This window comes from Agrobacterium burrii (genome assembly GCF_017313405.1).
In the GTDB taxonomy this organism is placed as follows: Bacteria; Pseudomonadota; Alphaproteobacteria; order Rhizobiales; family Rhizobiaceae; genus Agrobacterium; species Agrobacterium burrii.
In genome coordinates this window covers 198,624-211,365 of the sequence record NZ_JAFLNA010000002.1, presented here as the reverse complement: position 1 = coordinate 211,365, position 12,742 = coordinate 198,624, and the positions used below count along the sequence as shown (strand labels likewise).

At 60.9% G+C, this 12,742-nt stretch carries 10 protein-coding genes; 1 reads left to right on the top strand and 9 read right to left on the bottom strand.

Translation table 11 applies throughout. From position 1 onward, the window contains the following. Positions 1-48: 48 nt before the first annotated feature. The 8 genes from JZX89_RS04485 to JZX89_RS04450 form a co-directional block, all read right to left on the bottom strand. The gene (locus JZX89_RS04485; protein WP_207133232.1) at positions 49-2,751 is read right to left on the bottom strand and encodes a DUF4118 domain-containing protein; all 2,703 of its coding nucleotides are present in this window, start codon (positions 2,749-2,751) and stop codon (positions 49-51) included. A gap of 55 nt (positions 2,752-2,806) precedes the next feature. Then, positions 2,807-3,373 (bottom strand): potassium-transporting ATPase subunit KdpC, encoded by a 567-nt coding sequence (gene kdpC, locus JZX89_RS04480; RefSeq protein ID WP_207133231.1) that lies wholly within the window; start codon positions 3,371-3,373, stop codon positions 2,807-2,809. 12 nt (positions 3,374-3,385) lie between these two features. Next, positions 3,386-5,470, bottom strand: coding sequence for a potassium-transporting ATPase subunit KdpB (gene kdpB / locus JZX89_RS04475; protein WP_207133230.1), 2,085 nt, complete (start codon positions 5,468-5,470; stop codon positions 3,386-3,388). 44 nt (positions 5,471-5,514) lie between these two features. After that, a complete protein-coding gene (locus JZX89_RS04470) occupies positions 5,515-5,679 on the bottom strand; it encodes a hypothetical protein (protein WP_194287612.1) in 165 nt (54 codons plus the stop codon). A gap of 9 nt (positions 5,680-5,688) precedes the next feature. After that, positions 5,689-7,392, bottom strand: coding sequence for a potassium-transporting ATPase subunit KdpA (gene kdpA / locus JZX89_RS04465; protein ID WP_207133229.1), 1,704 nt, complete (start codon positions 7,390-7,392; stop codon positions 5,689-5,691). Positions 7,393-7,426: 34 nt separating this feature from the next. Continuing rightward, positions 7,427-7,516, bottom strand: coding sequence for a K(+)-transporting ATPase subunit F (gene kdpF / locus JZX89_RS04460; RefSeq protein ID WP_035226808.1), 90 nt, complete (start codon positions 7,514-7,516; stop codon positions 7,427-7,429). A 317-nt stretch (positions 7,517-7,833) separates the two neighbouring features. Continuing rightward, positions 7,834-8,787 (bottom strand): asparaginase, encoded by a 954-nt coding sequence (locus tag JZX89_RS04455; protein ID WP_207133228.1) that lies wholly within the window; start codon positions 8,785-8,787, stop codon positions 7,834-7,836. Beyond that, a complete protein-coding gene (locus tag JZX89_RS04450) occupies positions 8,784-10,244 on the bottom strand; it encodes an amino acid permease (protein ID WP_153514387.1) in 1,461 nt (486 codons plus the stop codon). Before JZX89_RS04450 ends, JZX89_RS04455 begins: the two co-directional genes overlap by 4 nt. Positions 10,245-10,515: 271 nt before the next feature. Between JZX89_RS04450 and JZX89_RS04445 the strand changes: the two genes are divergently transcribed. Continuing rightward, positions 10,516-11,943 carry an aspartate ammonia-lyase gene (locus JZX89_RS04445; RefSeq protein ID WP_369809529.1) on the top strand — a complete coding sequence of 476 codons (1,428 nt, stop codon included), beginning with the start codon at positions 10,516-10,518 and terminating at the stop codon, positions 11,941-11,943. On the opposite strand, the gene JZX89_RS04440 is transcribed toward JZX89_RS04445, so the two are convergent. Continuing rightward, positions 11,912-12,628, bottom strand: coding sequence for a FadR/GntR family transcriptional regulator (locus JZX89_RS04440; protein WP_153514386.1), 717 nt, complete (start codon positions 12,626-12,628; stop codon positions 11,912-11,914). The two genes, JZX89_RS04445 and JZX89_RS04440, sit on opposite strands and share 32 nt — an antisense overlap. Positions 12,629-12,742 lie beyond the last annotated feature (114 nt).

The following is a 12,742-nucleotide window of genomic DNA, read 5'->3' as shown; positions in this document are numbered from 1 at the left end:
TTGGGGGTATGGCGAAGCACTTTAATGATTCTCCCCTGAAATCGCGCCCTAATCATGATCTAGCACAGGCGCTTCAGCGGGAACCGGCAGGCTTATCGTGAATTGCGCGCCTGAACGACCCAACCGGTTTTCCGCGCGGATCGACCCGCCCATGGCCTCGATGAACCCCTTGCATATGGACAGTCCAAGGCCTGTTCCGGCCTGCACATGGTCCGCTTTGCGCACCCGGTAGAAACTGTCGAACACCCGCTCCGTGTCATCGGGGGGAATACCCGGACCTTCATCGGCAACGGACAGGAAGACATGCCTGCCCTGCCGCCGCCCGCGAATCTCGATTGTTGTTTGTTCGGGCGCGTATTTGGCTGCGTTGTCGATGAGATTGAACAGAACCTGTTCGAAAAGCACGGGATCGACCTTCAGCATCGGCAGATCGGAGGGAATATCGAGAACGATCTCGTGCCTGACGACGATTTTCGCCGCACGCGAAAGTGCCGTGCCGACCATATCGCCAAGGAAATGCAGCCCGTAATTCGGCTCCATCGCGCCTGAGCCGATCCGCGTCATGTCGAGCAGATTGGAGATGAAGCGGTTCAGCCGTTCGGACTCCTCAACAATCGTCGAAAGCAGCTCGGCGCGCGCATCCGGCGGGATGTCCTCGGCAAAATCTTTCAGCGTTCCGGCAGACCCCAGAATAGCGGCGAGCGGCGTCTTCAGATCATGGGAAATGGAGGTCAGAAGCGCCGTGCGCAGCCGGTCGGTTTCGGCCGCAAGCCTCGCCCGGTCCACATCCGACACCAGCTGGATGCGCTCGATAGCGAGTGCCGCCTGATCGGAAAGCGCGTCGAACATCCGTTGCTGCTCGGGCGTCAGCAACGGACCGAGCCGGTCGTCGTCCAGCCCCACCACGCCGACTGCGCCGCTGCCGGTGCGCAATGGCAGATAAAGCCGTTTGGCGCCGGGCAGCGTGTCGGCACCCCGGCCGGCGGCCTTGTTGTGCTCCCAAGCCCATTGGGCAGCGGCAATATCCGCATCCATCAACGTATCATCGGGAGGATAACCCGCCTTGACCGCAATCGTATTGTTTTCCGGCAGCAGCAGGACGACCCGGACATTCAGCATGGACGCCATCTGGAAAGCGGTTGCCCACAAAACGTCGTCCAGCGTGCCGGTGCCTGCCAGTTTTTTGGAAAACAGATACAGGTCCTCGGTGGTTCGCGCCCTCGCCCGTGCCGAAGCGGCCTGCCGTTGCACGGCGACCGTCAGGTTGGACGCCACCAGCGCCACCCCGAAATAAAACAACAGGGCGACGACGCTGTCCGGCGCACTCACCGTCAGCGTATAGCGCGGTTCCAGAAAGAAGAAGTTGAACGCAACAGCACCGAGCACCGAGGCATAAAGCGCCGGTCCGAGGCCGCCGCGCACGGCGGCTGCCAGAACCGCCATCAGGAAGACGAGCGCCAGATTTTGCACGTCGAGCGTCTGATCAAGCACGACGCCGACCACGATCGCCAGTCCGACAAACAGGGTGCTGTTGAAATAGGCCTGCAGCGACCGGCGCGATGGCGGCGACGCAAGCTTCGTGTTCTGCGCCGGCTTTTCCTCGCTCTTGTCGCCGGAAATGACATGTACGCTGATATCGCCGGCATGGTCGATCAGATCATGCGTCAGCGAGCGTTGGAGGATTCTCTGCCACCAGGACTTTCTGGGCCGGCCGATGATGATATGGGTGAAATTATTGGCGTTCGCGTAGGAAATGATCTCCCGCGTGAGATCGAGCGCCGGCAGGGTTACCGTCTCGCCGCCCAGCCTCTCGGCAAGCCGCATCGTGCCGGCCAGCCGGTCCTTCTCCACCTCCGACAATTGCTGTGAACGCGGCGTATCAAGATGCAGCGCCGTCCATGGCGCGCGCAGCCGGTCTGCCTGCCTTCGGGCATAACGCACCAGACCGGAGCCGTTGCCGCCATGGTCGAGACAGACCAGAACCCGGTCTCCCGCCGCCCAGGGGCCGGAAATGGCGTGTGACTGCATGTGGTTGAGCAATTGCTCATCCACCCGCTGCGCCGTGCGCCTTAGCGCCAGTTCACGCAAGGCCGTCAGGTTGCCGCGCGAAAAATAATTCTCGATGGCACGCCGCGCGGTGCGGGGCATATAGACCTTGCCGTCTTCCAGACGCTTTATCAGATCGTCGGGAGTGATATCGATGATTTCGACATCGTCGGCGCGGTCGATGATGCTGTCCGGCACCGTTTCGCGCACGCGGATGCGGGTGATCTGCGCCACCACATCATTCAGGCTTTCGACATGCTGGATGTTCAGCGTCGTATAGACATCGATGCCCTGCGCGAGGATTTCCTGAACATCCATATAGCGCTTGGGATGGCGGCTGCCGGCAGCATTGGTGTGGGCAAGCTCATCGACCAGAACCAGAGCGGGGCGGCGGGCGATTATCGTATCGAGATCCATCTCCTCCAGTATCTGACCGCGATAATCGATGCGCTTGCGGGGGATCACGTCCAGCCCTTCGACCAGCGCCTCGGTTTCGCGGCGGCCATGGGTTTCCACAACGCCGATGATGGTGTCGACACCATCCGCAAGCTTCGCCCGGCCGGACATCAGCATTTCATAGGTCTTGCCGACGCCGGGGGCTGCGCCGAGAAAAATCTTCAGCCGGCCCCGCGCCTCGCGCCGGGCATTTTCCAGCAGCGCATCGGGCGACGGTCGGCTCGGCATATTGCTGATATCGTCAGGCATTTAACCCACCAGTGGTCGAGGCTATGGCTTCCGAAGAAGCCATAGCCATTTCAGTTCATGAGCCGGCTGCGTCAAGAGCCATGTTGAGCGCCAGCACATTTACGACGGGCTCGCCCATGAAGCCCAGTTCCGGTCCCTCGACATGACGCCCGACGATGGCGCGCAACGAAGCTTCATCCATGCCCCTTGCCTTGGCCACGCGCGCAACCTGAAAATAGGCGGCTTCAGGCGAGACATGCGGGTCAAGACCGCTGCCGGATGCCGTCACCAGATCGGCAGGAACCTCGGCCGCCGGATTTTCGGCTTTCGCCGTCTCGTAATCCTGTTTCACCCGGTCGATGAGTTTGGCGCTGGTCGGTCCAAGGTTGGAGCCCGAAGACGAGGCGGCGTCGTAGCCGGTACCAGCGGCGGAAGGCCTGCCGTGGAAATATTTCTCGCCGGTAAAGGCCTGCCCGATCAATTGCGAACCCACCACCGTGCCGTTCTTCTCGACAAGGCTGCCATTGGCCTGAAAGGGAAAGATCGCCTGCGCCAGACCCGTCATTGCGAGCGGATAGGCGAGGCCGGTGATGGCGGTGGTGGCAAGGATGAGCACCAGTGCGGGACGAAACTGTCTAAACATTGTCTTTACTCCTCAAACCAGACCAAGCGCCGTGATGGCTAGGTCGATGGCCTTGATGCCGATAAAGGGAACGATGATGCCGCCGAGACCATAGATGACCAAGTTGCGCGACAGCAGCGCGCCGGCGCCGATCGGGCGGTATTTCACGCCCTTCAACGACAGCGGGATAAGCGCGATGATGATCAGTGCATTGAAGATGATGGCCGACAGGATCGCGCTCTGCGGCGTCGAAAGCCCCATGACATTGAGAACGCCAAGCTGCGGATAGAGCACCAGGAACATCGCCGGGATGATGGCGAAATATTTGGCGATATCGTTGGCGATGGAGAATGTCGTCAGCGCACCGCGCGTCATCAGCAATTGCTTACCGATTTCGACGATCTCGATGAGCTTGGTCGGATCGCTGTCGAGATCGACCATATTGCCAGCCTCACGCGCCGCCACCGTGCCGGTATTCATGGCAACGCCGACATCGGCCTGCGCCAGCGCCGGCGCATCGTTGGTGCCATCGCCGCACATGGCGACGAGTTTGCCCTTGGCCTGTTCCTCGCGGATAAGTTCCAGCTTGTTTTCAGGCGTTGCCTGGGCAAGGAAATCATCGACACCGGCTTCCGCGGCAATGGCGGCAGCGGTCATTGGATTGTCGCCGGTGATCATCACAGTGCGGATGCCCATGCGGCGAAGCTCGGCGAACCGCTCGCGAATGCCGCCCTTGACGATATCCTTCAGCTGCACGACGCCGAGCAGCTTTCCATCCCGCACGACGGCGAGCGGCGTGCCACCGGTCTTGGCGATGTCTTCCGCAATGGTGCGGATATCACGTGTGGCGTCCGTTTCGGTCTTCAGCGCAAGCGCCGCATTACCGTGTTGCAAAACGCCGCCATCGACATAAGCCAGAACAGCATCGACCGCACCCTTGCGAATGGTGGAACCTTCGAAATCCACCCCGCTCATGCGGGTCTGGGCGGTGAAGGGCACGAAGGTGGCGTGCAGCTTCTGCATGTCGCGGGCGCGGATGCCGTATTTTTCCTTGGCGAGAACCACGATGGAGCGGCCCTCCGGCGTTTCGTCGGCAAGTGAGGCAAGTTGTGCGGCATCGGCCAGATCCTGCTCGGAAACACCGGTGACCGGACGGAATTCGGTCGCCTGCCGGTTGCCGAGCGTGATGGTGCCGGTCTTGTCGAGCAGCAGCGTGTCGACGTCACCGGCAGCCTCGACCGCGCGGCCTGACATGGCGAGCACGTTGAAACGAACCAGCCGATCCATGCCGGCGATACCGATGGCCGACAGAAGCGCGCCGATCGTCGTCGGGATAAGCGTCACGAACAGCGCCACCAGCACGATGATGGGGATCGAGCCACCGGCATAGGTCGCAAAGCTTGGAATGGTCGCGGTGGCGAGAACGAATATCAGCGTCATGCCGGCGAGCAGGATGTTGAGCGCGATCTCGTTCGGTGTCTTCTGGCGCTCTGCACCTTCCACCAGCGAAATCATCCGGTCGAGGAAGGTGGAGCCGGCAGCAGCGGTGATGCGAACCCTTATCCAGTCCGACAGAACCTGCGTGCCGCCGGTAACGGCCGAACGGTCGCCGCCGGATTCGCGGATAACAGGGGCGGATTCGCCTGTTATCGCTGCCTCGTTGACGGAAGCCACACCTTCGACGACTTCGCCGTCGGAGGGGATGATATCGCCGGCTTCGACGAGAACGACGTCGTTCACCTTCAGGCTGGTGCCCGCCACCATCTTGTACTGGCTGCGGTCATCGCCGGTCAGCAGTTTCGCCTGGGTTTCGGTGCGGGTCCGGCGCAGCGAATCCGCCTGTGCCTTACCGCGCCCTTCGGCAACGGCTTCGGCGAAATTGGCAAACAACACAGTGAACCAGAGCCAGAGGTTGATCTGGAAGGAAAAGCCGAGATTTTCGCTGCCGATGATGAGATCACGGATGAACAGCACCGTTGTCAGCACCGATACTGTCGCCACGACGAACATGACCGGGTTGCGCGCCAGCGTGCGCGGATTGAGCTTTTTGAAAGCGCCGGCAATAGCCGGGATGAGGATGCGAGAATCGAGGATGCTCGCTTGTTTGGACTGGCTCATGAAGAGGCTCCAGCGTTTGAAACAGGGCGACCGATACCGGTCGATCAGCCGTTAAGAACTTCGAGAGCGACGACGGCGGCGAACAGAGCCGCCATCATCGCAAGAATGAGATTGGAGGCGCACCAGCCGCCGGGACCGGCGCTCCTTTTGACGGGAGCACCAGTGCGGACAGGAAGGTTACGTCGGTGTCGGGGTGTGTCATTGGTCATGGCGCCACCTCAAAAGACCTGGCCCGCAGCCATCACCAGATGTTCCGCAACCGGACCCAGCGCCAAGGCTGGCAGGAAGGTCAGGCCGCCAACGATCAGGATCGTGCCGACGAGCAGGCCAACGAACAGCGGCCCATCCGTGGGGAAGGTGCCGGCCGAGGCCGGAACGGTCTTTTTGGTCACCAGCGAGCCGGCAATGGCGAGTGCCGGAATGATCACCAGAAAACGCCCCATCAGCATGCCGAAACCAAGGGTGATGTTGTACCAGGTGGTATTGCCGGTCAGGCCGCCGAAGGCCGAGCCGTTATTGGCGGCTGCCGATGTATAGGCATAGAGGATTTCGGAGAAACCGTGCGGCCCGGCCGTGCCGATCGACGCCACCGCCGATGGCAGGACCGTCGCCGTGGCGGTGAAAGCCAGCATGGCGAGTGGCAGGCAGAGAATGGCCAGAACCGCCATCTTCATTTCCTTGGCCTCGATCTTCTTGCCGAGATATTCCGGCGTGCGGCCAACCATCAGACCCGCCACGAAGATGGCGATGATGATGAACAGCAATATGCCGTAAAAACCCGCGCCGACACCGCCGACGATCACTTCGCCCAATTGCATGTTGATGAGCGGGACGAGACCGCCAAGCGCTGTGAAACTGCCATGCATGGCATTGACTGCACCGCAGGATGCGGCTGTCGTGATGACCGCAAACAGCGACGAAAGCGCCACGCCGAAGCGAACCTCCTTGCCTTCCATGTTGCCGCCGGCAAGGCCAAAGCTGTGCATCAGCGGATTTCCGGCTGCTTCCGCCCAATAGGTGACGCCGACGCCGGCAATGAAAAGAACGCCCATGGCGGCAAGGATCGCCCAGCCCTGGCGCTGGTTGCCCACCATGCGCCCGAAGACATTAGTGAAGGCCGCGCCGATCGCGAAGATCGACACCATCTGGATCATGTTGGAAAAGGCATCAGGGTTTTCAAACGGATGCGCGGAATTGGCGTTGAAAAAGCCGCCGCCATTGGTGCCGAGCATCTTGATCGCCAGCTGTGACGCCACGGGGCCGACCGCAATCGTCTGCTGCGCACCCTCGAGCGTTTGTGCCGTGACATAGGCACCGAGCGTCTGCGGCACGCCGAGCCACACATAAACAAGGGTCAGCACGATGCAGAGGGGCAAAAGCACGTAGAGCGTCGCGCGGATCATATCCACCCAGAAATTGCCGATGGCCTTGCCCGAAGCACGCGAAAATGCGCGGATGAGGCCGATGGCGATTGCCATGCCCGTCGCGGCAGAAACGAAGTTCTGCACGGTAAGGCCGGTCATCTGGGTCAGATAGGACATGGTGCTTTCGCCACCATAATTCTGCCAGTTGGTGTTGGTGACGAAGCTGATTGCCGTGTTGAAGGACAGTTCCGGCCCGACGGCCGGCATTGCCTGCGGATTATAGGGCAGCACGGCCTGAAAACGCATCAGCGTATAAAGCAGAGCAAAACCGAGGAGATTGAAGAGCAGCATGGAAAACGCATAGGTCGTCCAGTGCTGCTCCTCGCGCTCGCTTGTTCCGGCAAGGGTATAGAGACCGCGCTCGACGGGTGCGAGAACCGGCGAAAGCAGGGTGCGTTCGCCACTAAAAACACGCGCCATATAGAAGCCGAGCGGCTTCACCAGCGCGACGACGATCCCGCAGAAAAGCAGAATCTGAAACCATCCAATGAGGGTCATGGTATTTTAACTTTCAATAGCCGCCGCTTCCCGATCAGAAGCGTTCGGGGCGAATGAGAGCATAGGTGAGATAGGCGGCGATAAAGACGGTGACGGCACCGCTCAGGACATAGTCGAATATCATCGCAGCCTCCGTCTAAAGCCGGTCGCAGGCGCGCGTATAGGCAAAGCAGAGGGCGAAGAACACCGTCGCTGCGCCGATCAGAACAAGGTCCATCATGATGGGACTCCTTTTTTCCACAAGGAGCCGGACAGGAAGAAAAGCGCCGTCATGTGGGACGTCGCTTTTCATTCTTTCTGGCTCAGGAAGGGAACACCATCCCTTCCTGAACAGAAGAATGCACCCGAACCGCATAAAGGTTCGAGACGGCCACAGAGGGAATAAAATAGGAATCCTATAGGAATTTCGATGCCCGCCAACGCGGGCACCGCTGCCGTCTCTTAGTGAGAAAGCGGCTCGCCGAAAGCGGAAACAATGGTTCCCGCCGGACTGTTGCCGGCCAGCAGCGCCGCCAGCAGAATGCGGACCTGTCCCGGACGAAGCGTGGAAGAATGCACGGCGCCGGCCGCGACAAGGTCGTGACCACCGCCGCCGCCGCCATAACTTGCGACGAGACGGCCTTCCGGCACGCGACTGGAAACGACGACAGGGACGCCACGTTCCGCACAGCGTTTTACCGCCTCGGCAATATCAGGATTGGCGTTACCCGAACCGAGCGCCGCAAGCACGATACCTCTAGCGCCCGCCCGCAGGCTCGCGTCGATATGGGTGGCGTCACAGCCGGGGTGGATGGCGACGATATCAACCCTGATATCGGTGACGGCAGCAGCAAGGTTCGGCGCGGCGGCCTGAACCAGTGGTCGCGCCGAGCGGAAGGCGTCCGCCGCATCCGCACTCAGCTTGTAAAGCCCCCAGGCAGGCAGACAGCGACCGCCAAAGGAGAGAAGTACGCCCTTTGCGGCATTCTGCGGATCGAGCGCGGTTTCTATGGCCTGCGCCAGATTGGCGGGGCCGTCTGCATCCGGGTGGTCTGCCGTAAACTGCGCACCGGTGAAGACCACCGGCTTGGTGAGGCTGTGCTGCAGATTGACGAGCAGCGACGATTCTTCCATCGCGTCGGTACCATGGAGAACAACGACGCCCGCCACCGCGGGGTCATTGAGTTCCACCCCTACCGCATCGCTGATGCGCTGCATGTCTGCCAATGTCAGGCTGGAGGAATCCTTCGCCATCAGATCGATCGGCTTCAGCCGGGCGCTGATCTGCGGCACCAGCGCCAGCAGGTCGTCGCCGGAAAGGCTGGGCGTACTGGCGCCATCGGCGCCACGCCGGCTGGCGATGGTGCCACCGGTGGCGATGACCGCCACCAGTGGAGTTTCACCCTGCCCGCTCAATGCGACGGCCCCGCGCCGGCCGCACGTTCAGCCGCCAGACGGTGGATACGATCGCGCAGCAGATACCAGCCGATGACCAGCGCCGGGATGATGACCAGCAGCGAAGCGATGGTCCAGGAGCCGACGGGATAATCGAACGCCATCAGCACCAGCACGCCGAACAGGAAAATCAGCGTGAGAATGCCGGTATAAGGCGCGCCGAACATGCGGAAATCCGGACGCGCGATTTCGCCGCGCTGCGAAAGCTGCCAGAGCTTCAGCTGGCAGAGCACGATGACGGCCCATGCGCAGATGATGCCAAGCGCCGAGAGGTTAAGGGCGATTTCGAAGGCCGAGGCGGGAACGACAGCATTCAGCGCCACGCCGAGAACGGTAACGACGGCGGTGACCGCAATGCCGCCATAGGGCACGCCGGCCTTGTTCATCTTCGCCAGCGCTGCCGGAGCCGAGCCGGAAACCGCCATGGAATGCAGAATGCGTCCGGTGGAATAAAGACCGGCGTTGAGCGAGGAGAGCACGGCAGTCAGAACCACGAGGTTCATGATCACGTCAGCACCCTCTACGCCGATGGAACCGAAGAAGGTGACGAACGGGCTCTCGCCTGCCTTGTAGGCGGTATAGGGCAGAAGCAGCGTGAACAGCAGCACCGAGCCGACATAAAACACGACGAGGCGCAGAACGACGGCGCGGATGGCGCGGGGCATGACCTTGCGCGGGTCTTCGGTTTCTCCCGCCGCCGTGCCGATCAGCTCGATCGAGGCATAAGCAAAGACGACGCCTTGAATGATGACGAAGGCCGGAAGAATACCGTTCGGGAAAAAGCCGCCATTGTCAGTGATAAGGCTGAAACCGGTAACGTGACCTTCAATCGGCGTGCCGAAAATGACGAAGTAGACGCCGACAACGAGGAAAATGGCGAGTGCCACCACCTTGATCAGGCTGAACCAGAATTCCAGTTCGCCAAAGACCTTAACCGACAGCATGTTCATCGCCAGCACGACCAGAAGTGCCGTCATCGCGAAGACCCACTGGTCGATACCGGCGAGCCACGGAACATATTGCTTGAAGAAATTCATGTAGAGGGCAACGGCGGTCACATCCGCCACGGACGTCATCGCCCAGTTCAGCCAATACATCCAGCCGGCGGCAAAGGCCATTTTCTCGCCGTAGAACTCACGGGCATAGGACACGAAGGAACCGGAACTGGGACGATGCATGATAAGCTCGCCGAGCGCACGCAGCACCAGAAACGCGAAGAAGCCGCAAAGCGCGTACACAAACACCAGTGCCGGACCCGCCTGCGCCAGCCGGCCGCCAGCGCCGAGAAACAGGCCCGTGCCGATCGCGCCGCCGATGGCGATCATCTGGATCTGACGCGGCTTCAGGGCCTTGTGGTAACCGAGTTCTTCTTCGACGAAGACCTCACGTTCGGCAGATGCCGTTTTCCCAGAATGCATGGATTTATCCTCCCGATAAAACGCTTTTAATCGGCAATAAGCCGGAAATCAAAGTGGAACTGGCGCAGTCCCCAAGGCTGGAAATATGGCCAGCATGCGCATACATGCTGTAAAGCTGCATGACAGATTTTCGCCCCTCATAATGGCAGATAATGCCGCTCGTCAAGGGTATTCGACATGATTGACCTTCTCCTCAGCCCAGATTAAGGTCGAAAAATCTGTAAGACAGCTTTACAGATATAGCAACACTTAAAAGCCAGTGGAGGAAAAAGTGAGTGTGACGCGCAGGGAGCATGATTTGCTCGGAACGAAGGAAATTCCGGCGGATGTCTATTGGGGTGTGCACACGGCACGCGCGGTGGAAAACTTTCAGATCACCGGGGTGACCATTGGCCACAATCCTTATCTCGTCCGGGGATTAGCCTATGTGAAGGAGGCGGCGGCGCGCGCAAATCACGAACTCGGCCTGCTCGACACGGAACGAATGGAAGCGATCGCTGCGGCCTGCCGCGAAATTCGCGCAGGCGCGCTGCATGAGCAATTCGTGGTGGATGAAATCCAGGGCGGAGCCGGCACCTCCACCAACATGAATGCCAATGAGGTCATCGCCAACCGGGCGCTTGAACTGCTTGGCCGCGAAAAAGGCGACTATGCCCGCCTTCACCCCAACGACCATGTCAATCTCAGCCAGTCGACCAATGACGCCTATCCGACGGCGGTCAATGTCGGCCTGATCGAATCAATCGACGATCTGGCGGCCTCCATGGGCGTGCTGAAAGATGCTTTCGACCGCAAGGCACAGGAATTTGCCGGCTTCATCAAGATCGGGCGCACGCAATTGCAGGACGCCGTGCCGATGACGCTCGGCCAGGAATTCCGCACTTTTGTGGTGATGCTGGGTGAAGATCAGGCCCGCCTGATCGAATCCGCGGCCCTGCTGCACGAGATCAATCTCGGCGCAACCGCCATCGGCACCGGCCTTAATGCGCCGCGCGGTTATGCGGCGCTTGCCTGCCAGCATCTGGCAGCGCTGACCGATCGGCCGCTGGTAACGGCAGTAGACCTCATTGAAGCGACGCAGGATCCCGGCGCATTCGTGCATCTCTCCGGCGTGCTGAAACGGGTGGCCGTCAAGCTGTCGAAAACCTGCAACGATCTTCGCCTGCTCTCCTCCGGTCCGCGCGCCGGCATCGGTGAAATCACCCTGCCGTCGGTTCAGGCGGGGTCCAGCATCATGCCGGGCAAGATAAATCCGGTCATTCCCGAAGTGGTCAATCAGGTCGCCTATGCCGTCATCGGCAACGATATCACCATCACCATGGCCGCCGAAGCCGGGCAGCTGCAGCTGAACGCCTTCGAACCGATCATGGTGCGCGCCCTTTCGCAGAGCGTCAGCCAGTTGAGCGCCGCCTGCCGCACGCTGGCGGAACGCTGCGTTGACGGCATCGTCGCCAACCCCACCATCATGGCGCAACGTGTGGAGGAATCGATCGGTCTTGCCACCGCGCTCAATCCGCTGATCGGTTATTATGCGGCAACGGAGGTCGCGAAAGAGGCGCTGGCCAGCGGCCGCACCGTGCCGCAGGTGGTTCTGGAACGTGGATATCTGACGGAAGCGCAATTGCAGCAGGCGCTGAGCCCGCGGCACCTCGCCAACCTGCCGGCGCTCACGGTTGACGAGCCCGATCTTCTCCAATGATCGTCGTCACCACCTGCTTCACCTGCCCAAGGTGAAGCTCCATCGCCTCGCGCGCCTCGGGTGCTGAACCCCGCCGGATCGCTTCGACGATCCGGCGGTGCTCGTAATTCGACGCAACGCGGCGGCCCGCCATCAGATTGACCATCTCGGATTGCTGGGACACAGCCTCGCGGGCATCGGCCACCACCTTGGCGAACAGGCCATTGGCCGAGGCTTCCGCGATGGCGCAGTGGAATTGCCCATCCAGCAGCACCCAGGGGTGCGGCCTCTCTTCGACTTCCATCCTGTCGCAGAGGTGCAGTAATATCTCCAACTGGGCATCGGTGCGCCGGAGCGCCGCCCATCCGGCCGCCGGCACCTCGATGAAGGGACGCGCCTCGATCAGATCGCGGGCGGAATAAGCGCCGTAATTCAACTCGGAAGGCGGCGTCGGCGTCATCACATAGGTGCCGCTTCCGGTGCGGGTCTGCGTCAGCCCCAAAGTCTGGAGAGATCGCAAAGCCTCGCGAATGATCGGTCGGCTGACACCATATCTTTGCGCCAGATGCGCCTCGGAAGGCAGCCGTGTGCCGACCGCAATCTGCCCCGAAGTAATCGCTGAGCGGATATCTTCAAACACCGCTTCCGCGGCGTTCTTGCGATTGATCGGCTGTGCATCCGCAAGCCAATCCGACAACCCGCCCATCTTTAGACCCTCCGCACCCTCAATATGCCTGCCATCCAGCAATGAAGGGATGGCCGCCGCTCACGCGGCTAAGCCGACCTTCCTAACACTATCCGGCCAGATGGAACAACGACG